22 protein-coding genes are annotated in these 24,371 nt (G+C 60.9%); 8 read left to right on the top strand and 14 right to left on the bottom strand.

Annotated elements, in window-relative coordinates:
• Positions 1-175: 175 nt before the first annotated feature.
• The 4 genes from K3756_RS16945 to K3756_RS16930 form a co-directional block, all read right to left on the bottom strand.
• Complete coding sequence (locus K3756_RS16945; RefSeq protein ID WP_259989448.1) at positions 176-793, bottom strand: queuosine precursor transporter; 618 nt, start codon at positions 791-793, stop codon at positions 176-178.
• Between the two features lie 90 nt (positions 794-883).
• Positions 884-1,759 (bottom strand): esterase-like activity of phytase family protein, encoded by an 876-nt coding sequence (locus K3756_RS16940; protein WP_259989445.1) that lies wholly within the window; start codon positions 1,757-1,759, stop codon positions 884-886.
• A complete protein-coding gene (mepA, locus tag K3756_RS16935) occupies positions 1,756-2,703 on the bottom strand; it encodes a penicillin-insensitive murein endopeptidase (RefSeq protein WP_259989443.1) in 948 nt (315 codons plus the stop codon). The genes K3756_RS16940 and mepA overlap by 4 nt, the downstream gene beginning before the upstream one ends.
• Positions 2,700-4,067 (bottom strand): MFS transporter, encoded by a 1,368-nt coding sequence (locus K3756_RS16930; RefSeq protein WP_259989441.1) that lies wholly within the window; start codon positions 4,065-4,067, stop codon positions 2,700-2,702. The genes mepA and K3756_RS16930 overlap by 4 nt, the downstream gene beginning before the upstream one ends.
• Positions 4,068-4,233: 166 nt before the next feature.
• Here K3756_RS16930 and K3756_RS16925 point away from each other — a divergent pair, with 166 nt between their 5' ends.
• Positions 4,234-4,560 (top strand): BLUF domain-containing protein, encoded by a 327-nt coding sequence (locus K3756_RS16925; RefSeq protein WP_259989439.1) that lies wholly within the window; start codon positions 4,234-4,236, stop codon positions 4,558-4,560.
• A 4-nt stretch (positions 4,561-4,564) separates the two neighbouring features.
• On the opposite strand, the gene K3756_RS16920 is transcribed toward K3756_RS16925, so the two are convergent.
• Positions 4,565-5,107, bottom strand: coding sequence for a thioesterase family protein (locus K3756_RS16920; RefSeq protein WP_259989437.1), 543 nt, complete (start codon positions 5,105-5,107; stop codon positions 4,565-4,567).
• 124 nt (positions 5,108-5,231) lie between these two features.
• Here K3756_RS16920 and K3756_RS16915 point away from each other — a divergent pair, with 124 nt between their 5' ends.
• The 3 genes from K3756_RS16915 (at position 5,232) to yaaA (ending at position 8,525) form a co-directional block, all read left to right on the top strand.
• Positions 5,232-5,519: a YggT family protein gene (locus tag K3756_RS16915; RefSeq protein WP_259989435.1), complete on the top strand. Its 288-nt coding sequence runs from the start codon at positions 5,232-5,234 to the stop codon at positions 5,517-5,519.
• A 116-nt stretch (positions 5,520-5,635) separates the two neighbouring features.
• Positions 5,636-7,681, top strand: a complete 2,046-nt coding sequence (gene recQ, locus K3756_RS16910; protein ID WP_259989433.1) for a DNA helicase RecQ — start codon at positions 5,636-5,638, stop codon at positions 7,679-7,681.
• Positions 7,682-7,745: 64 nt separating this feature from the next.
• Positions 7,746-8,525 carry a peroxide stress protein YaaA gene (yaaA, locus tag K3756_RS16905; RefSeq protein ID WP_259989431.1) on the top strand — a complete coding sequence of 260 codons (780 nt, stop codon included), beginning with the start codon at positions 7,746-7,748 and terminating at the stop codon, positions 8,523-8,525.
• Here the strand turns inward: yaaA and K3756_RS16900 are convergent.
• Positions 8,500-10,653 carry an ATP-binding protein gene (locus K3756_RS16900; RefSeq protein WP_259989430.1) on the bottom strand — a complete coding sequence of 718 codons (2,154 nt, stop codon included), beginning with the start codon at positions 10,651-10,653 and terminating at the stop codon, positions 8,500-8,502. The two genes, yaaA and K3756_RS16900, sit on opposite strands and share 26 nt — an antisense overlap.
• 104 nt (positions 10,654-10,757) lie before the next feature.
• Between K3756_RS16900 and K3756_RS16895 the strand changes: the two genes are divergently transcribed.
• Positions 10,758-11,672, top strand: a complete 915-nt coding sequence (locus tag K3756_RS16895; RefSeq protein ID WP_259989428.1) for an AEC family transporter — start codon at positions 10,758-10,760, stop codon at positions 11,670-11,672.
• A 10-nt stretch (positions 11,673-11,682) separates the two neighbouring features.
• Here K3756_RS16895 and K3756_RS16890 read toward each other — a convergent pair whose 3' ends face one another.
• The 4 genes from K3756_RS16890 to K3756_RS16875 are packed head-to-tail and all read right to left on the bottom strand — an operon-like array spanning position 11,683 to position 18,390.
• Positions 11,683-13,725, bottom strand: a complete 2,043-nt coding sequence (locus tag K3756_RS16890) for a hypothetical protein (protein WP_259989426.1) — start codon at positions 13,723-13,725, stop codon at positions 11,683-11,685.
• Complete coding sequence (locus tag K3756_RS16885; protein ID WP_259989424.1) at positions 13,722-16,490, bottom strand: DUF4159 domain-containing protein; 2,769 nt, start codon at positions 16,488-16,490, stop codon at positions 13,722-13,724. Before K3756_RS16885 ends, K3756_RS16890 begins: the two co-directional genes overlap by 4 nt.
• Entirely contained in the window at positions 16,487-17,371 is an 885-nt protein-coding gene (locus K3756_RS16880; RefSeq protein WP_259989422.1) for a DUF58 domain-containing protein, read from the bottom strand. The genes K3756_RS16885 and K3756_RS16880 overlap by 4 nt, the downstream gene beginning before the upstream one ends.
• On the bottom strand, positions 17,368-18,390 hold the full coding sequence (locus K3756_RS16875) for a MoxR family ATPase (RefSeq protein WP_259989419.1): 1,023 nt from the start codon (positions 18,388-18,390) through the stop codon (positions 17,368-17,370). The genes K3756_RS16880 and K3756_RS16875 overlap by 4 nt, the downstream gene beginning before the upstream one ends.
• Positions 18,391-18,459: 69 nt before the next feature.
• Between K3756_RS16875 and K3756_RS16870 the strand changes: the two genes are divergently transcribed.
• The 3 genes from K3756_RS16870 to K3756_RS16860 are packed head-to-tail and all read left to right on the top strand — an operon-like array spanning position 18,460 to position 20,055.
• A complete protein-coding gene (locus tag K3756_RS16870) occupies positions 18,460-19,041 on the top strand; it encodes a DUF1285 domain-containing protein (RefSeq protein ID WP_259989417.1) in 582 nt (193 codons plus the stop codon).
• 34 nt (positions 19,042-19,075) lie between these two features.
• Positions 19,076-19,831, top strand: coding sequence for a hydroxypyruvate isomerase family protein (locus K3756_RS16865; RefSeq protein ID WP_259989415.1), 756 nt, complete (start codon positions 19,076-19,078; stop codon positions 19,829-19,831).
• Positions 19,828-20,055, top strand: coding sequence for a DUF2798 domain-containing protein (locus tag K3756_RS16860; RefSeq protein ID WP_259989413.1), 228 nt, complete (start codon positions 19,828-19,830; stop codon positions 20,053-20,055). The genes K3756_RS16865 and K3756_RS16860 overlap by 4 nt, the downstream gene beginning before the upstream one ends.
• Positions 20,056-20,061: 6 nt before the next feature.
• Here the strand turns inward: K3756_RS16860 and K3756_RS16855 are convergent, their stop codons facing one another.
• The 4 genes from K3756_RS16855 to K3756_RS16840 form a co-directional block, all read right to left on the bottom strand.
• Positions 20,062-20,691: a glutathione S-transferase gene (locus tag K3756_RS16855; RefSeq protein WP_259989411.1), complete on the bottom strand. Its 630-nt coding sequence runs from the start codon at positions 20,689-20,691 to the stop codon at positions 20,062-20,064.
• A gap of 5 nt (positions 20,692-20,696) precedes the next feature.
• Positions 20,697-23,489 carry a DNA polymerase I gene (gene polA, locus K3756_RS16850; RefSeq protein ID WP_259989409.1) on the bottom strand — a complete coding sequence of 931 codons (2,793 nt, stop codon included), beginning with the start codon at positions 23,487-23,489 and terminating at the stop codon, positions 20,697-20,699.
• Between the two features lie 69 nt (positions 23,490-23,558).
• A complete protein-coding gene (locus tag K3756_RS16845; RefSeq protein ID WP_259989406.1) occupies positions 23,559-24,137 on the bottom strand; it encodes a DUF2459 domain-containing protein in 579 nt (192 codons plus the stop codon).
• A 53-nt stretch (positions 24,138-24,190) separates the two neighbouring features.
• Positions 24,191-24,370, bottom strand: coding sequence for a zinc-finger domain-containing protein (locus K3756_RS16840; RefSeq protein WP_259989404.1), 180 nt, complete (start codon positions 24,368-24,370; stop codon positions 24,191-24,193).
• Between the last annotated feature and the right edge of the window lies 1 nt (position 24,371).

Raw genomic sequence — 24,371 nt, 5'->3', positions numbered from 1 at the left:
AGGGGCTGCCCTAGCTAGTGACCTCCAAAGCTGTCTCGACACCTTTCTCCAGTACTTTTCTAAACACTAGATCACCTCCTTTTCATTTGTTGAACTCAAGAGAATCGTCTCACAAGTTTCCCAAATCGCAAAGCGTTTTCTGCGAACCGATGTGTCGTTTTTTAAACGTGCCTCATCAGGCGGCACGCAAGCGCGCAGTGATGATCCGAAACGGTATCAAGGCAAGCAGTGCCAGCCCCAGTTTGACCGACCAGTCCGCAACAGCGAGCGATACCCAAAGCGGTGCTACCGGCCCCATACCCAACAATGGCAACATCTCAGCGGCCCAGCTGACATCGGTTTCAGGATGCACAAATGTCAGCGCGCCGGAAAACGCGACCGAAAAGAAGATTGCGGTGTCCACGGTGCTGCCGATGAGCGTGGATACAAGAGGTGCTTTCCACCATGCGCCATTGCGCAGGGCCGCGAAAATACCGACGTCCAGCAGTTGGGCGACGAGGAATGCCAGCCCTGAGCCGATCGCGATCCGTACGGTAACCAGCGGACCGAATTCACCCATGATCTGGGTGCCGATGAGCGAGCATACGATGCCCACGACGAAACCCGCCAGCACGACGCGGCGGGCGGCCTTTGTTCCGTAAACGCGGTTCATCACATCGGTTACGAGAAAGGCGAGCGGGTAGGTGAAGGCCCCCCAGGTCAGCCAGTTCCCGTAGAGGAATTGTACAAGGATATTGGAGGCCACAACGATGGCAGCCATGGCAAGAATACCGGGAAGGTGTGTGCGTGTCATAAAATTAACCGTTTTTGCAAGGGTGCGGCGACTTGGCCTGCGGGGATCGCAGACCGGGCGTCATTAGGCGCGATCACAGCGCAACGCAAGTTATTCCGTCACGGCGAATTCGACGATCTGGGTCTGTTGGATACGCAGAAAGTTATCGTCGGAGACAAGTGTCACATGCAATTGCCCACTGTCCGAGCGCCACAGGCTGATCGCTTCGAGGTTATCATATTGCCCTGGGCCGGTGGTCATAACCGTGGCGCCTGTCAAATCGTCTCGGGTAAGATCGAACAGGCGGATACGGCTGCGAAACCCCAGCGGCGTTGCGGCACGCTCAAGCAGCCAGAAGCGGCCCGTGTCGTCAAAATCTGCACCCACAGGGAGGAAAGGACCGCGGCGCGGCAGCTTGCCAATCGTTTGCCAGCGCCCGGCTTTGTAGGCGTAAAGCGGAAAGGGCCTGCGCTTGGCGCCGGAGCGTTCGGGCAGGGTGTAGACGGTGCCATCGGTGTCGATTGCCAGCGCCTCCAACCCGGAATTGAGTTGGAGATCGTCCTGAAATGGCAGCGGCAAGGCGGCCCCGGTCTTGCCGGTGTCGATGCTTACGGGAGCGACGCGGTGGGCGTGTTCGAAAGAGATGAATGCACGGCCATTTCCGGCGATGGCCAACCCTTCGGCATCCGACCATTCGCCGGTAAGTATAGAGCCATCCGGCGCACGCAAGAGGCTGCTTTGTCCCTGTGATAATCCCCTCAGAACGCCGTCGGCGTCGCGTTGCATCGCTGTTCGCACCATCCGGCCCTTGTCACTGATCAGGACAATCGTTTGACCGTCATCGGTGACCTCGGTACCGGACCAGCCGCCAAACCAGTCTGCGCTGGCCTCCCATGTTATCCGGGAGGTGAGCGTCAGATGTGGTTCTGCGAAGACCGGCGCGGCAAGGCACGCCAGTAGCGTTACGGCCCGTATCAGGTGGGTCACTTGGTATCGAGCACCGCTTTGCATTGGGCAGGAAGGTCTGCCAGTACCAATTCGCGCCGTGGCTTGGCCGGTGCAGGTTTCGCGCCCGGTTTCGGCTTGGGCGGGTTCAGGATATTCGCCTGCCACTGACGCGCATCTGCACATCCATCACCCGCGGGCGGCGGGTTCTGATCCACGCATCCTGCGGCCCCGCGGGGGCACTTCAGTCGTACATGGAAGTGGTAATGATGCCCGTACCACGGACGGATCTTACGCAAATAGCTGCGATCGCCGCGCTCATCGTCGCACATCTGCACCTTGGCGCCCGGAAACACGAAAATGCGCGCGGTGCGGGGGTCTTTGGCGGCCGCTTTGAGAATTTCATGATGCGCGCGGGTCCAGCTGGAATTGACATAGGCTCCCTTGGCCCGCCGCATCGAAATGGACGAAATCCGCTCCCGGTCCTGACGCGACAGGGACAGCGACGTGGGCGGCAACATCCAGATGTCGGCATCGAGACCGATCTGGTGACTGCGGTGACCGGTCAGCATCGGGCCCCCGCGGGGTTGGCTCAGGTCGCCGACGTAAAGCCCGTTCCAACCCGGTTGCTGCGCCGCGAACTGGCTGAGTTTCTTGACCATGTCGATGGTGTCGGGATGCGCCCAGTTGCGGTTGCGTGACAGGCGCATGGCCTGCCATGTGGGTCCGGTCTCGGGCAGTTGCTCCGCGCCGGCCAGACAGCCTTTGGCATAACCACCAAATGCCGCCGAGGATTGATTGCTGCCCGCAGTCTTGGCGCCGAACAGGCGTTTGGCCTGCACATTGCTGAGCGCGCCGCCCGAGGATCCGATGGTGGGCAGGGGGGCCGCCTGTGTGCGTTCGCCGCTGATGTCGCGTGATCCGCCGCCACAGCTGGCCAATGCGAGCGCCAAAGCGGAAAGGGTGAGGATTTTCTTCAAATTCATTTGCCGAAATCTCCCTTCGGTTTGACCCATGCTAACAGGATCAGACCGATAATGAATAGCCCTACGACGGGGGTGATGCCCAATCTCTGGCTTCCGGTCGTTTGTGATGCGAATGCGATGAGTGTGGGCGCGAGGAATGACGTGGCCTTGCCGGATAGGGCATAAAGGCCAAAGGCTTCGGTCATGCGTTCCGGATTTGCCTGCCGCGTCATCATGTTGCGCGATGACGCCTGCAGGCTTCCGCCCGCCGCACCGATGAGAGCGCCCGCAACATAGAAGGCAATATCGGGGAGGGCAGAGCCTTCGCCAAGGTCAATGCCTGCGATCCCTTGGGGCGAAATGGAAATGATCAGACAACCGGCAAATATCAGCGCCCCGCAGCTTACCTTGATCACGGGCATTGGGCCAAATTTGCGATCCGCCTGACCGCCCAGCCACGCAAATGCAGCCCCCGCGATGATGGAGACGATCCCGAAAACGCCGATTTCAAACACCGACCATTCCAGAACCCCGACGGCATAAACGCCCCCGAATGTGTACATCCCGTTGAGCGCGTCACGGTAGAACATCGACGACCCCAGATATGCCATCAGCGATGGCGTTTCCGGCAAGCGCCGGATTGTTCCCAGCAGGTCACGCATGGCCTTGCCGATGGACAAACGCGTGGCGATAATTTTGTCGAGGTCCCGTGTGTAGGCGAAAAACGGGATCATGAAGACGGCAAACCAGACGGCACTGAGCGGTCCGACAATGCGCGTTGGTGCTTCGGTCGCGGGGTCCAGCCCGAAAAGCGGTTCAAACCCCAGCATAGTGCGCCCGCTGTCGCCTGCCTGAAACACCGCAAGCATGATGCCGAGCGTGATCAATCCCCCGATGTAACCAAAGGCCCAACCGGATCCCGAAATGCGGCCGAGTTCATCGGGATCGTCATCGAGTTCGGGCAGATAGGAGTTGGTAAAGATCGTGGCGAATTCCATCCCGATCAGGCCGATACCAAAGAAGAATAGCGCCCATAGCACGCTGAAATCCTGTGGCGCGGTCCACCAAAGAGCGCCCGATCCCACGAAATATAGAAACGAAAATGCCCAGATCCACGGCAGTTTGCGCCCGGAATTGTCGGCAATGGCGCCCAGTATCGGCGCGAGGATGGCGATGGCGATGCCGGTTATGGCCAACCCCCAGCCCCAATAGGCCTGAGCCTGCGCTTTGGCCAAGCCTTCGGCCATTCCGTCGTCGATCAGAATACCGGTGACGACCTTGGCAAAGTAGGGACCGAAGATGAAGGTCAGCAGCAGGGTGTTGTAGGGTTGGCTGGCAAAATCGAAAAAGTACCAGCCCCAAATCCGCTTGCGTTTTGACACCATAATCAACCCCCGATCCACCCTTTGCAGATGTAGAGCAGCACCGTTTGCCTGACGCAAGAGAAGCTTTTGCGTTGACCGATCAAATATTTAGGTCTACCTTAGGGGGAGCCATTGCACGATACACAACCTCGGCGGTCGAGGCGCCCTATCCGTCGGAGGAATCGGTATGATCCGATTGACATATTTCAGCACTGCCACCGGAAATATGAGTGGAAGAGACGTTCAGGACATACTGGAGCGTTCTGCCGATACGAACCGCGCGCGCGGCGTCACGGGGATGCTTGCATTCAACGGGCGCAACTTCTGCCAGATCATCGAAGGCGATGAGGACGCGGTGCACAGCCTCGTCGAAAAAATCCGTACCGACAAAAGGCACGCGGGTTTTAAAATTCTCGACGAGAAAGTCATCGAACAGCGTCATTTCGACGACTGGGCCTTTTCGTCGGTGGATCAGCTTGATTTTTCCGACGCCATGAAAGCGATGAACGCCTGAAGCGTCAGGCGTCCTGCATCGGGGGCCACGGGCGTGTCGCTTCGGCCGTGATCCACGCGCGAATCCAGTCCGGCATCGGCGGCGAGGTGACATCCTGCCCCAAGGCCGCGAGCACGCGTTGGGGCACAACAATCCCCTTCTTGTCGGTGACTGCGGACCGGAACAAGACGTGGCTGGCACATTCGCCGTTCCGCTTCCACATCGACTGTTCGACATAGGTAAACTTGTCATCCCAGCACACTGCACGGCTGCGCACTTCGAAACGCTCGAATGCGCGCACGCGGCGACGGTACCGCACGCTCGATCCCGCCATGGTCAAAGCCCAGCTTTCGCGCCGAAGGACGGCCAGCAATCCCGCCCGCTGGGCCATCGCGGTGCGGCCCAGATCGTACAGGGTCAGGGCGCGTCCGTTGTTCAGCTCCAGAAACACATCCAGATCGTGGGGCCAGCAGATGTGGCGGCTGATGTGCGTGTCGGTCAATGACTGAAAATCCGGTTGACGGCTGGCAAGCGCGACGTCCTTGAAAAGGCGGAAAAACGGAAACATGGGCAACTCCTTTGCGCTGAAGTTGACCCTACGGGCCAAAGCGTCAACCAAGACCTTGCGGCACCCTTGTCCTTTTGCGCCGTGACGCTTAACTGCTTTGCAGGTCAATCAAGAGGGCGTACCGATGGCATCCATCTTCGAAATTCTGATGCTTCTGCTGAACATCGTGTGGTTTTTCATCATCGCCCACGTGATCATGTCGTGGCTGATCAATTTTCAGGTTCTCAACCTGCGCCAGCCGCTGGTGTCGCAAATCTGGTATGGCCTCAACCGTCTGCTTGAACCGCTTTACGGTCCGATACGCCGTGTTCTGCCCAACATGGGGGGGCTTGATCTGGCGCCCTTGGCGGTGCTGATCGCGGTGGCGATGGCGCGTATCGTGTTGGTCAACAACGCGGCCGCGTTCTACTGACGCAGCTTCGCAAATTCGACCATCGAAACGGGCGCGCGAGGGACGAGCCCGCTTGCCCCCGTGGCGGCGTTGTGAGATTCTGGGCCGACTGATTTTCTCACGCAAGGTTGCCCTCAATGACCAGCGCCTCACCGCTGCTTCGCGATGTATTCGGCTTTGACGATTTCCGGCCTGGCCAACAGGAAATCGTAGAGGCAGTTACCGCAGGCGAGAACGTGCTGGCGATCATGCCGACGGGTGGGGGCAAATCGCTGTGCTTCCAGTTGCCGGCGTTGCTGCGGGACGGGGTCACCGTTGTCATTTCTCCACTCATTGCGCTGATGCGTGACCAGGTGCGGGCGCTTCAGGAACTCGGCGTCGGTGCTGGCGCGCTGACATCCGGCAATACACCCGAAGAAACCGATGCAGTTTGGGAGGCGTTGGAGGCGGGCACGCTCAAGCTGCTGTACATGGCGCCCGAAAGGTTGGCGGCGGGATCGGTTTTCGGCATGCTCAAGCGCGTGGGCGTGCGCATGATTGCCGTTGATGAGGCGCATTGTGTGAGCCAGTGGGGCCATGATTTCCGGCCTGACTATCTGCGGATCGGCGAATTGCGACAGGCGCTTGACGTGCCGCTCGCCGCTTTCACCGCGACGGCAGATGCCGAAACCCAGGCCGAAATCGTGCAGAAACTGTTTGCGGGCGCACAGCCCCGTGCGTTCTTGCGTGGCTTTGACCGTCCCAACATCCATCTGGCTTTTGCGGCCAAGAACCAGCCGCGCGCGCAAATCCTGAATTTCGCAGCGGCCCGTCGCGGACAATCGGGCATCGTTTACTGCGGAACGCGGGCCAAGACCGAAGGCATCGCACGGGCGCTCAACGAGGCAGGGCAGACGGCCATACACTACCACGGCGGCATGGAAGCAGAGGACCGCCGGATCGCCGAAACGCGGTTCCAGCGCGAAGATGGGCTGATTGTCTGTGCAACCGTCGCTTTTGGCATGGGGATCGACAAACCCGATATCAGGTGGGTCGCGCATGCGGATCTGCCGAAATCGATCGAAGCCTACTATCAGGAAATCGGCCGCGCGGGCCGTGATGGCGCTCCGGCCGAGACGCTTACGCTTTATGGACCCGACGATATCCGTCTGCGGCGCACGCAGATCGACGAAGGACTGGCCCCCGCCGAACGGCGCGGTGCGGATCACGGTCGGCTGAATGCGTTGCTGGGGTTGGCAGAGGCGCTGGAGTGCCGCCGGAGCACGTTGTTGGGCTACTTCGGAGAAACGGAAGTCAAATGCGGGCGGTGTGATTTGTGTGATACGCCAGCCGATACGTTCGACGGCACCACGGCGGTACGCAAGGCGTTGTCAGCCATGCTGCGCACCGACGAATGGTTCGGATCGGGGCATTTGATCGACATCCTGCGCGGCATGCAGACCGATAAAATCCGCCAGAGAGGTCACGAAAACCTGCCGACTTACGGGGTCGGCAAGGAGTATTCGAAACCCGAATGGCAGGCGATTTTCAGGCAGATGATGGGGCACGATCTGGTGCGCCCCGATCCCGAACGACATGGCGCATTGCGCATGACGGACGGGGCGCTACCGATTTTGCGCGACGAAGCAAAGATCACGCTGCGGCGCGACAGCATCAAGGCGGCAGGCGGCACACGGCGCCCCGCCGTCAAGGCCATGGTCAATGAGGAAGACGCACCATTGCTGTCCGCGCTCAAGGCAAAACGCCGCGCGTTGGCAGAGACCGCAAAGGTACCGGCGTACATTATCTTCACGGATCGTACGCTGATCGAAATGGCCGAAACGCGGCCTGCCGATCTGGACGGAATGGCGCGCATAGGCGGGATCGGCGCGAAAAAGCTCGAAAGCTATGGCGCGGCATTTCTGGAGGTGATCAACGGCGCGGCCGAGGTGATGCACCCCCAGCGCCGGAAACTGGCGGGCCGGTCAGCGGGCAGCGTGTACGACCGGTTGCTGGAGGTTCAGGCCGATCTGTCGCGCGGTGCGTTGGGAACAGAGCGCCCGCTCAGCTGTTCCGCGTCATTGTTGGCGAAGGTGGCGCAACTGCGCGATCCCGATGATGCGGCGCTTGAACGGGTGCTCGGCGAACGCCGCGCAGAGCGGTTTGGCGCGGCGTTCATGGATGTCCTGCGCGCGACGGATTAGCGCAAGATTGGCAATCGTCGCTGCGCGTCTTAGGTATGACGAAACGAGTTTTTAGGAGCTTTTCATGCTTGTTGTGATTTCCCCTGCCAAACGTCTGGACTGGGCCGAACGGAACGTCGAAATGACGGTGCCTGACCATCTGGATGATGCCCGCAGGTTGGTCAAAACGGCACGAAACCTGACGCTGGGTGATCTGCGATCGATGATGGGCCTGAGCGACGATCTGGCGCGCCTGAACCGTGATCGTTTTCGCGCCTTTGCCGATGACGCCGATGCACAGATGACCCGCCCGGCGGCGCTTGCCTTTGCGGGTGATACGTATCAGGGGCTCGAGGCATCAACGCTTGATCCGGATGAACTGGCATTTGCACAGGATCATTTGCGCATCCTGTCGGGGCTTTATGGACTGCTGCGCCCGCTTGACGCGATCCAGCCCTACCGGCTGGAGATGGGGAGCAAGATGAAAACGCGGCGTGGCAAGAACCTCTATGACTATTGGGGCACCGATTTGTCAAAGGCGCTGAACCAACAGGCGAAAGCGGTGGAGAGCGATGTGTTGGTGAATTGCGCCAGTCGGGAATATTTCGGCGCTGTTGATCTGAAAGCCCTGAAGCCACGGGTGATTACGCCTCAGTTCATGGAAGACAAGCACGACGGCAAGGGGCCGAAGATCGTAAGCTTCTTTGCCAAGAAAGCGCGCGGTGCGATGGCCCGTTTTATCGTCCAGAACAGGGTGAAAGACGAAACCGCGTTGCGGGATTTCGACACGGGCGGCTATGCCTACCGCGCCGAACAATCCACGCCCTACAGTCCGGTATTCATTCGTGACTATCCGTCTGCGTGAGGGCAGCGGCATGTGGCGGTAACGCCTTGCGCAGCTGTTCCTCCAGAGCAGTGCGCCGCAGGGGTTTTGCAAGATACTGGTCGAGACCAGCGGCCAGCAGCTGATCCTTGTCCCCTTCGAGTGCGTGCGCCGTCATCGCGACGATGGGAACGTGTTCGCCGGTTCCCTGTTCCGCTGCACGTATCGCGGCTGTCGCGGCCTTGCCGTCCATTCGCGGCATCGAGATATCCATAAAGACGAGATCGGGCGCAAAGCTGCGCCAAAGCTCAACGGCCTCTGTACCGTCGCAGGCAAACTTCAGGTCAATATTCAGTTTGCCCAGCATTTTCTCCAATACGAGCCGATTTGTTTTGTTGTCCTCTGCGGCAAGGACCCGCATCCGCCGCGCCGTGTCCGCCGGTGGTTTGATCCTGTCCGCTGCTGTACCGAGGGCGGTCATGAGCGATTGGCGCGACCAGGGTTTTGCGATGCAGATACTGTCATCCGGCACATCCGCGTCGGCGCGCATCTGGTCGGGGCTCTTGCACAAAAGAACGCAGGCCGTTTCGGGGCTGGTTTGGTGTAGGTCTGACCATATCGGTGCCGTATCGGCCAGAATATTTTCGTCGATGATGACGCAGTCCGCGGCGGTGACCGAATTCAGCAAACCAGCGACCGATGTGTGCACATCCACCTGAGGCCCACCTTGCCGCAGCTGTCGGGCCAAGGCTGCCATTGCGACCTCGTCCGGTCCCGCCAGAATGATCCGGCGCAGGGGTTTCGGAACGATCAACGGCGCCACCGATCCTTCGGTGACATCAAGTGTCAGCCGGAAGCCAAAGCTGCTGCCCTGACCCTCGACCGCATCGACCCAGATATCACCGCCCATCATTTCGACCAGACGCTTTGTAATCGACAGGCCGAGCCCGGTTCCGTCGAATTGGCGGTTACGTTCATTTTCCACTTGGGTGAATTCGCCAAAGATGTGATCGATTTCATCCTCTGCAATGCCGATCCCGGTATCCTCGACCACCACATGCAGCGCGAGGCGGCGGGTCACATCGTCAGGCACACCGGTGACACGAACCAGCACGTGACCCGCCGCCGTGAATTTGATCGCGTTCCCGACAAGATTGGTCAGCACCTGACGCAAGCGACCCGCGTCGCCCTCCAACATGCTCGGCAGAAACAAATCGTACTCGAGTACCAGCGACAGCCCCTTCGCCTGGGCCATCGGTTGCAAAAGCAGCGTGACATCCTGAAACGCCCGCTCCAGATCGAAGGGTGCGATGTGCAGGTCAAGGTGCCCCGCCTCGATCTTCGAGTAATCGAGTACGTCATTGATGATGACCAGCAATGCTTCTCCGGAGCTTTTTATGGTATCGACATAGAGTTTCTGGTCATCCGTCAGGCCCGTATCCCCCAGCATATCCGCCATGCCGACGACACCGTTCATCGGGGTACGAATTTCGTGACTCATGTTGGCAAGAAACGCCGATTTCGCGCGGTTGGCCGTTTCGGCGGCTTCGCGGGCGTCGGCCAGTTGCGCCTGATACCGCACCGTTTCGGTGATATCGAGCCCGAGCGAAACCACATCTCCACCGGGTCCACGTTGATCGACCAGTTTTACGGAGCGGCCATTCCAGAGCTTCAGTTCAATGGGGGGGGGCGTATCCAGATCAAAGCGGGCGCGCATCATGGTGCGCCAATCCGCGGCGTTGGTCCCGTCCAGATCGACAATACCCTCGTCTGTCAGCACCTCGAGAATGGTCGCGTACTCGACACCCGTCTCGACAATATCGATGCCTTCAAACACGGAGAGATAGGCCTCGTTTGCCATGATCAGGCGATTGGACGCGTCGAAAAAGGCAAAGCCGTCCTTGATGGTCCGAATCGAATGCCAAAGGCGCCGCTCGACCACTGCGATCTTTTCCTGCGCGGCGTTCAGATCGGATTTGACGCGCTTGTTTTCACCCCGGATCACCTCGACCTCGGCGCGTGTCTCCGTGATTTCGTGGGATAACTGTCGGGCGTGGTGATTGAGCTTGCGATTGGCGGCAAAAAGCTCCGCCTGCTTTTGTTCAAGCAATCGCTCCGCAGCCAGACGCCCGCGTCGCTCGGCTATCAATTTATTTGCAATGTCGTTCATAAGGCCTTTGAAACGGTCTGACCCGACCTGTTTCCGGGAACAGGGTAAAAATCGGCTTAACCTGTGTGCACTTGCACGCTGAAGAGTGATGAAAGGATTCCGCGATGGCGTTTGCCTATGCCGTACTGCCTTTGCTTTTGATGATCTGCACCGGCTACGGTCTGGCGAAGGCTGGCATCATTGCGCGCGGGCAGTGGGGGGCAATCGAAACGCTGTCGTTTCGCGTCCTGATCCCCGCGACGCTCGTGCTTGCGATTGCGCGGTCCGATCTGTCATTGGACCGGTTTGGGCTGTTCGGCGGTGTTTTGGTGGGTACTCTGGCCGTGCTGGCGGTGGGGCTGTTGGTCTGGCGGATTGCGGTGCCGCTGACCGCGCTCGCCAATTCGACGTTCACTTCGCTATTCCAGACGACTTTGCGCTGGAATGCATTTGTTGCACTGGCGGCGGCTGAGCAATTCCTGACAGGTGGCTTGGCCGTCATTGCGGTGGCCATCGCGGTTTTGATACCCCTGATCAACATCGTCTGCATTGTCGTTCTGGCCAGTTTCGGCCCTGCGCGTGCGGGCCTCAAGACCATAGTGTTTACGGTTGTCCGCAATCCGCTGGTACAGGCCTGCGTGGTCGGCCTGACGATCAACCAATCGGGCATTGAAATACCCGCCACATTGGCGACCACGCTCGACATGATCGGACGGGGTGCGCTGGGCGTGGGGCTGATGGCCATCGGCGCCGGTATCAGTCTGCGAAGGCTCGCCCGTGTGCGTTTGGTCGTGCTGGCCGGAGCGTTCTTGCGGCCGTTCCTGGCCAGTGCCGTTTTCGTGGGGATGGGTACTTGGGTCGGGTTGGGTCAGGCGCAATTGATGGCCGGTGTTCTGGTCTTTGCAGCGCCTGCGGCATCGAACGGCTACATTGTGGCCAAGCAAATGGGCGGGGATGCGGAGCTCTATGCAGATGTCCTGACGTGGCAGGTTTGTCTCAGTCTGCTAGCGCTGCCCATCTGGGCGTCCGTCCTTCTTTGACCCCGGTTCCCTAGCGGCGGCCTTCACGCAGCCATGCGGCCGTGATCAGGCCAGCGCTGAGCAAAAGGACAAGCCATGCCGGCAGGATCGGGGTCTGACGCACGTCGCGTGTTTCATAGGCGGCGCGCGGCGTCAGCCCGATCCAGCCACGACCCGCCGCGGGGCGGCCCGCCCGCACGTTACGGATGCGGGGCAGCCCGTCTTCCAGCCGCAACGCTCCACCGCGCAGGGACGCAATCACCGGCTCGAGCGTATCGGCGCTCGCGATGGTCTCGATGAATTCGCGCGGGGCGGCAGGGCCAAGACCGATCACGCTGACCTGATCGCCATTTTCCAGACGGTAAAGCCCGATCTCGGGACCTGTGAACTCTGCAGCGAAACGGCCCGGTCCCGCCGGAGCCATCTGTAGCTCGACGGCTTCGCCATCGGGGCCGGTGATCACCAGCGGCGGCACGTCTTCGCGCAATGTCCGGCGTTCGATGCGCATGGTCTGCCCCTCGGCCGTGGCCGTGAGCGCCTCTTCCTCGAGCTCCGGCTCTCCCATCATCCAATGTGCAAGGCGGCGCAGCAATTCGAGTTGCGGACCTCCCCCTTCATAGCCGCGATCCCACAGCCACGCCTGATCAGATCCCAAAAGCGCCACGCGTCCTTCGTCCACACGGTCGAGGATCAGCAACGGCCGGTCGTCGACCCCCGTCATCACCACATTGCCCGACTGGGGCATCAAATCGATCTGGCGCAGCCATCTGCCCCAGTCGCCGCTTTGGCCCAGATCCTGCGTAACAGGATGCCGTTCGCCAATTTCGGGTACGACCGGCAAAAAGGGTTCTTCTATCACACGCGCAGTGGGCGTACCCGGCAGAACGGTGCCTAGGGGTGTGCGGAACAGGCTGTCCGCGCTTGCGAAATCAGGGCCAGCCGCCACAAGCACCGCGCCCCCGTCGCGCACGTAGTTCGCGATGTTCTCGAGATATATCGAGGGCAAGATGCCGCGCCTCTTGTAGCGGTCAAAGATAATCAGATCGAAGTCGTCGATCTTGTCCATGAACAACTCGCGCGTCGGGAATGCGATCAGCGACAGTTCCGACACGGGCACGCCGTCCTGCTTCTCGGGTGGGCGCAGGATGGTGAAATGCACCAGATCGACGGAGCTGTCGGATTTCAGAAGATTGCGCCACGTTCGGCCGCCAGGGTGCGGCTCTCCGCTGACCAAGAGCACACGCAGGCGATCACGCACGCCGTTCATCTGTATGACGGCACTGTTGTTGCGGTCGGTCAGCTCGCCTTCGGCTTCGGGGACCGCAAAACGGATCACATTGCGCCCGCCATGAGGGAGTGTGATCGGCAGTTCCAGGTCTTCGCCGATGGGCACCTGAAAGCGTTGCGGTGCGTCGCTGTCAACAGAGATGTCCAGTTCGGCAAAGGCCGCGTCTTCGGGGGCTGCGCCCAAATCATCGACGCGCAGCGTAAGCGTAACCGGTTCGCCGATGATGGCAAATGCAGGCGCATTTTGAACCGACAGCCGTCTGTCCCAGTCATCCGCTCGACCACTCAGCAGCACATGCATCGGTGCGGGCAGGTCAACAGGCAGGTCGGCGTCGTGTATCCGTCCATCGGTAAGGGCGATGATGCCCGCAACGCGGCTGCGCGGTTCCTCGGCAAGCGCTTCGCCCAAAGCGCTCATCAGGCGTGTGCCCGCGTCGCCATCGCCATCGGGAATGACGATGCGGCGCACTTCGGTGTCGTCACGCGCCATGATGCGCGCCTCGAGCGCGTCGGCGGCATCGCGCGTTTGCGCCTCGCGGTCCGAAAGTCGCTGACTGGCACTGCGGTCTTCGAGCAGCATGACGATATCGGTCAGGGGCGCGCGGTCCTCGCTCTGGAAACTCGGCCCGCTAAGCGCCGCCAGAACCACCGCAGCGGCGAGCCCGCGCAATGCCCAGCCGCGCAGCCCCCGAACAATCGCCAGCATGACACCAATCGCGGCAATCACACCAACCATCAGCAGGAGGGGCCACGGGATAAGGGGATCAAAGACGATTGTGGAGGTCATTGGCCCAACCTGTCGAGAAGAGCGGGCACGTGGACCTGATCGGATTTGTAGTTGCCCGTCAGCACATGCATCACCAGATTGACGCCAAAGCGGTACGCGATTTCGCGCTGCCTTTCGCCGGAATATCCCCGTCCGACAGGCAACAGCGGCGCACCGCCGGATGTCACGGCCCACGCCGAAGCCCAATCGTTTCCGCCAATCACAACGGGCGTGACACCGTCGTTCAGATCACGGAAGGGCATCCCTTCGATCTGTTCGGCCGCGGGGTCAGATGCCTCGACCCAGACATCGCGGCTCAGGTGACGGCCCGGAAAGTCCTGCAGGAGGTAGAAGGTGCGCGTAAGCACATGATCGGTCGGGATCGGTTCGAGGGCCGGAATATCCAGTGGCGCGGCGAGGTCCTGCAATTTGCGGCCGTTCGGGCTGGAGGCGCCGAAACTGGCAACGTCCGCATCGCGTGTATCAAACAGGATCAACCCGCCGGAACGCAGATAGGCGTTCAGCTTGGCGTAGGCCTCGGCCGAGGGTGTCGGCTGGCGCGGTGTGATGGGCCAGTACAGGATCGGGAAAAACGCCAGTTCGTCGGTTTCCAGATCGACACTGACCGGTGTGGCGGGTTCAACGGAGGTGCGGAAAAACAGTGTATCGCTCAGACCCGTCAAGCCAGCCAACGCGATTTCGTCTACCTGCGCGTCGCCGGTGATGACATGGGCCAATACCATTTCCGCCGTTGCGTTGAGGGCAAATGCCTCGGCTTCGCTCTGGGCGTCGGCGGTGCCGGGGAGTGTCGCCAGCGAGATGAGGATGGCGGCGACCGTTGCGTTGCTGCGCCCCAGCAGTCGGCCCGACAATGCCAATGATGCGACCACATCGGCCAGCAACAGCAGAACCGCAAAGCTGAGCAGCCAGCCCGCGACCGGCTGTTCAGGTGCTACGGCCAGCCCCCTTACTGGAATGTCAGCGGGCCAGCTTGTGGGGGTGAGCGTGCTGTCAGCGGTGAGGACATTGCGCGCAAGGCGTCGATCTGCCGACGCATAAAGCCCCGGTGGCATCATCGGTCCGGTCGCTTGCGTCACAAGCGAAGGTCCATCGACACCGGGCAGGGCGCCCGCGTCATCGAGCGTGCCAAATCCGTCCAGAACGCGCAACGCTTGCCATGTGGTGCCTTCGAGAGCCGTAACATCCGCGCTGGCGGCAGAGGCCGAAACGGCCAATCGTTCGAGCATTTCGACAAACAGGCCGGACAACGGCAAACTGGACCACTCCGCCGTGGCGGTCACGTGAAACAGAACGATCTGACCCTGACCCACGGATTTGCGGGTTACCAATGGGGTACCATCGCTGAGCGAGGCGATGACCCGTTCTGCCAGCGTCGGATCCGGTTGCGCGACGACTTGTGCACTGACCGTAACATCGTCGGGCACGGCGAGCCCGAAGAATGGAGAGCTGTTCGAAAACGGGCTGAGAGACTTCGGTTCTCCCCAGCTCATAGCGCCGCCGACGCTACGCCCACCGGCTCGCAGGCGGACGGGCATCAGCGGGTCTTCGTCTATGCGGCTGATGTCGCTCGCGGCGACACGCGGCCCCGCAAACCGCACCAACATGCCGCCCTTCTCGATCCACTCGGTCAGGGGCGCGGCCTCCGCCTCTGACAACGTGGCCACATCGGCGAGAACGATCACATCGGGATTGGCAGGAAGGACATCGGCCAAAGCGCCGTCAAGCAGTTCGGCGGAAGGGGCAAGCGCCTGTTCGATATAATGCAGGGGCGACAGCAGTTCCAAACCTTCACGGCTCTCTCGCGCGGAAATGAGCGCGACTTCGCGGCGGCGCAATCCGTCGTCGCTGAGCGTCGTGGCGCCAGCGGACCGCTGACCGGCAATGTCGAACCGTGTTATTCTGGCCCGCAATTCAGCGGGTAGGGACAATGCAGCCGTCGCTTCTGTTGCGCCGTCTTCAAAAACGGCAGGGACCGAAGCCAGGATGCGGGCATTGCCTGCCGGATCGCGGCCCTGCGCCTGAATTATGACTTCGCGTTCCTGACCGGGTGCCGCGCGCAGAACCCGCAACTGGACGGCACCGTCATCGAATGTCGCGGGCGCAATCGCCAGCACGTTAAGCGCGGTCTGATAGGCCTCGACATCGCCACGGTCCTGCAACAATGCAAGGAACGTGTCGCGGCCCTCATAGGCGAGATTGTCGCTGAACCAGAGGGTATCGAAAGTGCCTGCATCGGCGAGGGCATCTGCTGCTGTTGCGAGGTTCTCGGCGCTGGGTTGCCACGGCGCGGGCTGCAGGCCGGGCAAACGTGAAAGCCAGGCATCGGCAGATTGGAAAACAGGTGCTTCGGGGCGTGTGAGCGTAATGATAGCGACGGTCCGGTCCTGACGCCCCGCGCGGGTGAGCTGTGCTGCAATGGCTTCTTGCTGCTGCGGCCAGCGTGTTGCACCTGCCCATGATCCGTCCAGTACAAACAGCAACGGACCGTTCCCTTCGGCCTGTTCTGCTTCGGGGTTCAGAACGGGGCCCGCGAGCCCGATGATGATGGCCGCAAGGGCCAGCATGCGCAGCAAGAGCAGCCACCACGGCGTCCGGTCGGAAACGGTTTCGTCGTCTTTGAGGCCCAGCAATAGCGCCACACCCGGAAAGCGGCGGCGGATGGGGGCCGGTGGTACGGCGCGCAGCAATAACCACAGGATCGGCAACGCAGCCAAAGCCAGAAGCAACCATGGCGCGGTCCAGCCGATGCCGCCCAGAACGGTCATGCCGCGACCCCGGCCCGCGCATCAAGCGCGCCGTAAAGCCACAAAAGACCACTTTGCGCGGTCCCGTCTGTATGGTGTGTGCCGTAGTGCCAACCGGTCAGGCGGCACAGTTGTGCCAGCTCCGACTTGCGGGCCGCCAGTCGTTCAAGATACCGGTCGCGCAGATCATTCGCCTTGAGCGTTTCGTGGCTGAGTGTGCCACCGACGCTTTCGAAAATGGTCCGTCCCGCAAAGGGAAATGCCTCCTCGCTGGGATCAAGAACGTGGCACAAAACGCCGCGCACGCCGCGATCCGCCGCCTTGGTCAGCGCGGTGCGGACGCCGTCAATATCGCCCATGAAGTCACTGATGAAAACCGCGCGTGCGTGCGGGATCATCGCGCGGTGTTCGGGGGGCTGGTATTCCGCGGCGTCGTCGCGGCACCAAAGCTCGGCAAGCCGCAAAATCTGCGCCCGGCCCGAGCGGGGCGGCAGGGCCGTCCCCGTCAGACCCACGCGTTCACCACCGCGGTTGAGAAGGATCGCGAGGGCCAAGGCAAGTATCCGCGCGCGGTCCGACTTTTGCGGGACCTGCGGGTCAGAGGCGAACCGCATGGACGCCCCCTGATCCACCCAAAGCATCACGGATTGCGCAATTTGCCACTCGCGTTCGCGCACGAATTCCGTGTCGCCCATTGCGCTGCGACGGTGGTCGACAGCGCGGCGACTGTCACCGATCTGTGCCGGTCGGTATTGCCAGAAGTCATCACCCGTGCCCGCACGCCGGCGCCCGTGCGCACCCAGAAGGACGGTTCCGGCCAGATGCTCCGCCCGCGCGAGCAATGCAGGCAGCCGTGCGGCTTCGTCCTCTGACAATGCTCGAAGGGCGCGGGGGTCTGTCACGCTGCGGCCCGCGATCCCGCCAGACCCGCCGCTGTTTCGTCGATCAGGTCGGTCAGGCTGTCGCCACGTGCCCGGGCGGCAAAGTTGAGCGCCATCCGGTGGCTGAGTACCGGTCGGGCCATGTTGATCACGTCTTCTGCCGAGGGCGCAAACCGACCCTGCATTAAAGCGCGCGCGCGCACCGCCAGCATCAGAGCCTGCGCGGCGCGGGGTCCCGGACCCCATGCGACTGTCTCCCTGACACGTTGGCTGGCGCCATCTTCGCCGGGCCGGAAGGCGCGGACGAGATCGAGGATCATTTCGACAACGCTGTCGCCGACGGGCATCCGCCGCAAAAGACGCTGTGCATCGAGCAGTTCACCGGCGGTGAAGACCTGAACAGATTCGCCCTCTGCTTCGCCCGTGGTGGCGATCAGGATATCGCGCTCTGTATCCCGATCGGGGTAGAGCACATCGATCTGTACCAAGAAGCGGTCAAGCTGTGCCTCTGGGAGCGGGTATGTGCCCTCCTGCTCGATCGGGTTCTGCGTCGCAAGCACATGAAACGGAACGCCAAGGGGGCGGTCTTGCCCGGCGACGGTCACGGTCTTTTCCTGCATGGCCTGCAGCAAGGCGGACTGGGTGCGGGGGCTTGCGCGGTTGATTTCATCCGCCATCATGAGCTGGCAGAAAATCGGCCCTTCGATAAACCGGAAACTGCGGGCCCCATCGGCGCCGGTGTCCAACACTTCGGAGCCGAGGATGTCTGCGGGCATCAGATCGGGAGTGAACTGAACCCGCTTGCCATTGAGGCCCATCACCGTGGACAGGGTTTCGACCAAACGCGTCTTGCCCAGACCGGGCAATCCGATCAGCAATCCGTGTCCACCGCACAGCAAGGCCGTCAACGTCAATTCGACCACGCGTTCCTGACCGATGAACCGCGACGTGATGGATTTACGGGCTTCGGTCAGCTTGGCGCCGAGTGTTTCGATCTGGGCGATCATGTCCTCGGCCGCGTCTGTTTGGTCTTGGGTCATGACTTCTCCGCTCATCAGGTTATATGGCTGAGTGTAAAGGTAACGCAGCTCCATGAAATGGCAAAAGCAATGAGCGGACAAAAAACCGTGAAACCCTCGGCAGAAAGCCTGATGCAGTCGGTCAAGGCCGCCAATACACGCGGATTGCCGCCGGTCGAAAAATGGAACCCGCCGTTTTGTGGCGACATCGATATGGAAATTCGGCGTGACGGGACGTGGTTTTATGAAGGCACGCCAATCGGGCGTCCGGGGCTTGTGGCGCTCTTTGCGTCGATCCTGATCCGCGAGGGCGATGAATATTTTCTCGTCACCCCCGTCGAAAAGGTCGGTATCCGGGTGGAGGACGCTCCGTTCGTGGCTGTGGATTTTGATGTTGAAGGCGCTGGCGAGGCGCAGAAGCTGATATTTGTCACGAACCTTGGCGACCGGGCCGAAGCCGGTTCGGATCTGCCCCTGCGGGTGCCGCGCGATGACACCACGGGAGAGCCTGCACCCTACGTTCGCGTGCGCAGGAATCTCGAGGCGCTGATTGACCGCAAGAGCTTTTACCGGCTTGTCGATCTGGGCGTGCATCACGATGGCAATTTTGGCGTGTGGTCCGGTGGTACTTTCTTTGCGATCATTCCGTCAGACGAATTGCCCGACACGTAAGGCCGCGGGTCCACCAGTTTCTGGAAGAACAACCATGATCCCTGCCGCAAATGTCAGCCATCTTTGGCCTGAACTGCCCTTCCTTGATCGACTGGATGCTGCGTCGACCGCCGGTTTTGGTGCGGTTGAAGTGCTGTTTCCCTACGACCAGCCAGCGCGGGATCTCAAACGCGCGCTCTTGAGAGGGGGGCTGAAGCTTGTGCTCATCAACGCGCCCCCGCCGAATTTTACCGGAGGGCCGCAAGGGTTTGCAGCCGATCCTGATGTGGTCGACCGGTTCGACCGTGACATGCGCCGCAGCTTTCGGTTTGCCGGTGAATTCGGTGTCCCGATGATCCACGTCATGGCGGGACCGGGGCGGGGAGAGACCGCGCAGCAAACGATGACCGATAACTTGCGCCGCGCCTGTGCCGAGGCACCCGACGGCATCACCCTGACGATTGAACCGCTGTGCGACGTGGCGCAGCCGGGATATTTCCTGAACGACTATGAACTCGCCGCAGACATAATCGCCCAGGTGGGCGCGCCGAACCTCGCGCTGCAATTCGACAGCTTTCACGCGCAGATGATCCATGGCAACGCGGCCGAAACCTACGAGCGGTTCCGCGAAATCATTGGCCATGTGCAGTTGGGCGATGCCCCCGACCGTAGTGCACCCGGCACGGGAACCGTCGATTTTGCCGCGTTGTTCGAAGCGATGCGGGCGCATGGCTACGCTGGGTATGTCAGCGGTGAATACACGCCCGGCACCGAAACCGAGGACACACTTGGCTGGATGGAAGCGCTATGATCCCGGCCCGTTTCGCCCCGATCCTGTTCGGATTTTTATTGTCGGGGCTGATGTCATTCATCGTGTCCGGCATTGCGACCCTGCGGGCAATCGGATTGACTGACGGCTTTGCTGGCAACTGGTTCGGCGCGTGGCTCACAAGCTGGGCCGTCGCGTTTCCTGTCGTGTTGATCGTCGCACCGCTGACACGTAAATTGGTGGCGCTGCTGGTGCGTCACCCCTGAGTAGGTTTAGCCGGTCGGTGGGAATTTGGTGATCGCATCGCCGGGGGCCCATTGCGGGTATTTGTGCATGATCCGCGCAAAATCATGGCTGTGCAGAAATTGGTCTAACCAGCGCTGCACCTTTGGCAGCGGTTGAGCGTCAAACCACTCTTTATCGATGAATGCGAACTGGCGGACAAACGGCAGGATCGCGAAATCCGCGACCGTCGGCCGCCCAAATATCCAGGTGTCGATTTGGCGTTCAAGTTCGAACAGGAATGTCATCGCGCTGGCACGATGCTCCGCGGCGTTTTCCTCCGGATAGCGGGTCGCGTATTTTGTCCGGTCGAGCGCGTGTTTGAACGGCCCATCCGCCCGCGCGATCCAGGCGCGCCCCGTATCCGGCATGATCAACCACCCGTCGGGATCATTTTGCCCCAATGCCCAGAACATGATGTCGAGGCTTTCGTCGATGACATTTGGTCCGTGAACAAGGCAGGGCACCGTGTGGCTTGGGGAGGCCTCCAGAAATGCTGCCGGTTTGTCCCGCAGTACCACTTCGCGCAGGGCCACTGGCAGCCCTGCTTGCGCAATCGCCAGTCGCGCCCGCATCGCGTAAGGACACCGGCGAAAGCTGTAGAGGATCGGGTCGGGCATGCGGGTCAGTGCGCTTGCGCCCAGTTTTGACCCGTGCCTGCATCGACCGACAATTTCACGTCCAGCTTTACCACCGGGTCGGAGGCGTTTTCCATGACGGCGCGTGCCGTGGAGATCAGGTCTTCCTCTGCGCCTGCCTCGACTTCGAAGAGCAGCTCGTCATGGACCTGCAGCAACATTGTCGCGGGAAGTTCGGCGATGGCGTCGGGCATCCGCACCATCGCCCGGCGGATGACGTCCGCGGCGGTACCTTGGATGGGCGCGTTGATCGCGGCGCGCGCGGCAAATCCGGCACGCGGTCCTTTTGAAGCAATTTCCGGTGTGTGGATATTGCGCCCGAACAGCGTTTGCACGAACCCGTGTTCCTTGGCGAAAGCCTTGGTGTCGTCCATGTAGGTGCGAATGCCGGGAAACCGTTCGAAATAGCGGTCGATAAATCCTTGCGCTTCGGCGCGCGGGATACGCAGGTTGCGGGCCAGCCCGAAGCCGGAAATGCCGTAGATCACCCCGAAATTGATCGCCTTGGCCTGTCGGCGGATGTCCGATGTCATTTCATCGAGCGGTACATCGAACATTTCCGATGCGGTCATGGCGTGGATGTCCTGCCCCTCCGCGAACGCCTGCTTAAGCGCGGGGATATCGGCAATATGCGCCAGCAGGCGCAGCTCGATCTGGCTGTAGTCCAATGCAACAAGCGTTTTGCCTTCTTCCGCCACAAAGGCTTCGCGGATGCGGCGGCCTTCTTCGGTGCGGATCGGGATGTTCTGGAGATTGGGGTCGGTTGACGCGAGCCGGCCTGTCGACGCGCCGGTGATCGAATAAGACGTGTGAACGCGGCCCGTGTCGGCATTGATGTGATCTTGCAAGGCGTCCGTATAGGTCGATTTCAGCTTCGACAGCTGACGCCAGTCAAGCACGCGCGCGGGCAGATCATGCTCCGTCGCCAAATCCTCTAGCACGTCGGCGCCTGTCGCATAGGCTCCTGTCTTGCCTTTCTTGCCGCCTTCAATGCCCATTTCGTCAAACAGGATTTCACCCAACTGCTTGGGAGAGCCGACATTAAAGCTGCGGCCTGCGAGTGTATGAATTTCGTCTTCCAGACCGGCCATCTTCTGGGCAAACGCATTCGACATGCGGCTCAGCGTGTCGCGGTCAACCTTGACCCCCGAACGCTCCATCGCTGCGAGAACCGGGACAAGGGGACGTTCGAGCGTTTCGTACACCCGCGTCGTCTGTGCGCGGTGCAGCCCCGGCTTCAACGTCTGCCACAGCCGCATCGTGATATCCGCATCCTCGGCGGCATAAGGCACCGCGTCTTCCAACGGAACCTTGTCAAAGGTGATGGCCGATTTTCCGGTTCCCAGAAGCGGTTTGATCGGAATTGGTGTGTGGTTGAGGTATCGCTCAGACAGGGTGTCCATGCCGTGACCGTGCAATCCTGCGTGTTGGGCGTAGGACATCAGCATCGTGTCATCGATAGGCGCGACCGTGATGCCGATCTGGGCAAAGATCTTCGCGTCGTACTTCATGTTCTGGCCAATCTTCAGGATCGTTGGATCCTCGAGCATCGGCGTCAGCATCCGCAACGCGTCTTCGGTGTTCATCTGCCCCTCGGCCAGATCATCGGATCCAAACAGATCATCGCCGCGGTTGGCCTTGTGAATGAGCGGGATATAGCACGCCTCGCCGGCATCCACGCAAAGGGATACGCCCACCAGATCGGCAGTCATCTCGTCAAGACCGGTGGTTTCCGTATCGACGGCCACATGCCCGCGATCATAGATTTTGTCGATCCACTCCTGCAGCGCCTCGGCATCGCCGACACGGGTATAGGTGGCTTTGTCAAACGGAACTGCTTCGACCTGCGGCGCGTCTTCCGCCGGTGCAGGTTCGGGTATCGCGGGGGCCTCGACCTTGAGCGCGTCGGCAATGCGCTTGGTCAGCGTGCGGAACTCCATCTTTGTCAGAAACGCGAGCAATTTGTCCGGATCGGGCTCGCGCACCTCCAGATCGTCGATGGTAAACTTCAGGGGCGTCTGTTCATCGAGCTGCACCAGCCGTTTCGACAATTCGATCTGTGCGCGATGCTCGATCAGGGTTTGGCGGCGCTTGGGCTGCTTGATCTCTTCGGCGCGGTCCAGAAGGGTTTCCAGATCGCCGTATTCGTTGATAAGCAGCGCGGCTGTCTTGATCCCGATGCCCGGCGCACCCGGCACATTGTCCACCGAATCGCCCGCCAAGGCCTGCACATCGACAACGCCTTCGGGGAAGACACCGAATTTTTCGTGCACGCCATCGCGGTCGATGCGATTGTTTTTCATGGCATCGTACATCTCGACACCGCCGCCGACCAACTGCATCAGGTCCTTGTCGGAACTGATAATGGTACAGCGGCCTCCGGCTGCACGCGCCTGAACGGCAAGCGTCGCAATCATATCGTCGGCCTCAAAACCTTCCATTTCCTCGCACGCGATGTTGAAGGCGATTGTCGCCTCCCGGGTCAGAGGAATCTGGGGGCGCAGGTCTTCGGGCATGGCTTCGCGGTTGGCCTTGTACTGGTCGTACATGTCGTTGCGAAAGGTGTGGCTGCCCTTGTCGAAAATCACCGCGACGTGCGTTGGAGCATCTGCGCCGGTGTTCCCTTCGACGTAACGCTGCAGCATGTTGCAAAAGCCTGATACCGCACCAATCGGCAGGCCGTCCGACTTGCGCGTCAGTGGCGGCAGGGCGTGATAGGCCCGAAAGATAAAGGCTGATCCGTCGATCAGATGCAGGTGGTGCCCTTTGCCGAATGCCATTGCGCGCTCCTTCTTGGTGTGGCCTTCCTTCTGCCACGCCGCGCGGTCCTCTGCCAGAGGGCAGACGCGTCAGCGTGTGTGATAAAGCCGGTGGGACAGGGAGACGGACGCCGGCAAGGGTGTCCAGCGACCAAAGCGCACGCCTGCCGCGCGCAGCGTATCGCCAACCCAGACGTTGCAGGTCCGCAGGATATTGAAGCGTCCAAAGGCGGGAAAAAACCTGTCTGTCGGTGTAAAGCCCGCGATGAGCACCGGCTCGGAACTTGCAAAACTGCCTACGATTTCTGCCAACAAATCGGCATATTGGGCATCGTTCAGCAACAGGGTTCGCATCCCGTGTGCCGGTGGAAGCGGTCCTGCGACATCCAAGCGCATCACGGCGCTATCTCCGAAAATTCCGCGCAGAATGGCCTGCGGCGTCACGTCCGAATACCCGCCTACCGTGGTATAGAACGTGCGCGCGCCGTATCCCACGATCAGGTGCTCGGCACCGGGCTGATCGGGCAAAAGCTCGGCCATCGCCGCCCGCGTCGACCCATCAAGTGGCAGCACAAAGTCATAATGTATCGGACCGTTCAGCAGGTAGATCGGGTTCTTGCCGATCGGCTGATCAGAAGTGCGGGCGCCCCAGTCGAGGGCCCCGGCCATCGCTGCACCGAGGTAGAGGATCGGCAGTGTGACGATCAGAAGGAGAGCCCGCTTCAGACTTTGCCCTCAAACCCTTCAAGGATGAATTTGCAATCGCAATACCCGCATTCGACATAGCCTTTGTCGGCGGGGATTTGCAGCCATACGCGCGGGTGACCTAATGCGCCTTCACCGCCGTCGCAAGCCACGCGGTTGGTCGTCACGATCCGTGTTTCTGGCATCTGGGCGGTCATG

The organism is Sulfitobacter sp. S190 (genome assembly GCF_025141935.1).
In the GTDB taxonomy this organism is placed as follows: domain Bacteria; phylum Pseudomonadota; class Alphaproteobacteria; order Rhodobacterales; family Rhodobacteraceae; genus Sulfitobacter.
The sequence above is the reverse complement of the archived record's forward strand: the minus strand, read 5'-3'. Positions and strand labels throughout refer to the sequence as shown.

Excerpts from the sequence above, each read along its gene's own strand:
- K3756_RS16945 (WP_259989448.1), bottom strand. The coding sequence starts at position 793 with ATGACACGCACACACCTTCCCGGTATTCTTGCCATGGCTGCCATCGTT.
- mepA (WP_259989443.1), bottom strand. The coding sequence starts at position 2,703 with ATGAATTTGAAGAAAATCCTCACCCTTTCCGCTTTGGCGCTCGCATTG.
- K3756_RS16930 (WP_259989441.1), bottom strand. The coding sequence starts at position 4,067 with ATGGTGTCAAAACGCAAGCGGATTTGGGGCTGGTACTTTTTCGATTTT.
- K3756_RS16925 (WP_259989439.1), top strand. The coding sequence starts at position 4,234 with ATGATCCGATTGACATATTTCAGCACTGCCACCGGAAATATGAGTGGA.
- K3756_RS16920 (WP_259989437.1), bottom strand. The coding sequence starts at position 5,107 with ATGTTTCCGTTTTTCCGCCTTTTCAAGGACGTCGCGCTTGCCAGCCGT.
- K3756_RS16915 (WP_259989435.1), top strand. The coding sequence starts at position 5,232 with ATGGCATCCATCTTCGAAATTCTGATGCTTCTGCTGAACATCGTGTGG.
- recQ (WP_259989433.1), top strand. The coding sequence starts at position 5,636 with ATGACCAGCGCCTCACCGCTGCTTCGCGATGTATTCGGCTTTGACGAT.
- yaaA (WP_259989431.1), top strand. The coding sequence starts at position 7,746 with ATGCTTGTTGTGATTTCCCCTGCCAAACGTCTGGACTGGGCCGAACGG.
- K3756_RS16900 (WP_259989430.1), bottom strand. The coding sequence starts at position 10,653 with ATGAACGACATTGCAAATAAATTGATAGCCGAGCGACGCGGGCGTCTG.
- K3756_RS16895 (WP_259989428.1), top strand. The coding sequence starts at position 10,758 with ATGGCGTTTGCCTATGCCGTACTGCCTTTGCTTTTGATGATCTGCACC.
- K3756_RS16890 (WP_259989426.1), bottom strand. The coding sequence starts at position 13,725 with ATGACCTCCACAATCGTCTTTGATCCCCTTATCCCGTGGCCCCTCCTG.
- K3756_RS16885 (WP_259989424.1), bottom strand. The coding sequence starts at position 16,490 with ATGACCGTTCTGGGCGGCATCGGCTGGACCGCGCCATGGTTGCTTCTG.
- K3756_RS16875 (WP_259989419.1), bottom strand. The coding sequence starts at position 18,390 with ATGACCCAAGACCAAACAGACGCGGCCGAGGACATGATCGCCCAGATC.
- K3756_RS16870 (WP_259989417.1), top strand. The coding sequence starts at position 18,460 with ATGAGCGGACAAAAAACCGTGAAACCCTCGGCAGAAAGCCTGATGCAG.
- K3756_RS16865 (WP_259989415.1), top strand. The coding sequence starts at position 19,076 with ATGATCCCTGCCGCAAATGTCAGCCATCTTTGGCCTGAACTGCCCTTC.
- K3756_RS16860 (WP_259989413.1), top strand. The coding sequence starts at position 19,828 with ATGATCCCGGCCCGTTTCGCCCCGATCCTGTTCGGATTTTTATTGTCG.
- K3756_RS16855 (WP_259989411.1), bottom strand. The coding sequence starts at position 20,691 with ATGCCCGACCCGATCCTCTACAGCTTTCGCCGGTGTCCTTACGCGATG.
- polA (WP_259989409.1), bottom strand. The coding sequence starts at position 23,489 with ATGGCATTCGGCAAAGGGCACCACCTGCATCTGATCGACGGATCAGCC.
- K3756_RS16845 (WP_259989406.1), bottom strand. The coding sequence starts at position 24,137 with ATGGCCGGGGCCCTCGACTGGGGCGCCCGCACTTCTGATCAGCCGATC.
- K3756_RS16840 (WP_259989404.1), bottom strand. The coding sequence starts at position 24,370 with ATGACCGCCCAGATGCCAGAAACACGGATCGTGACGACCAACCGCGTG.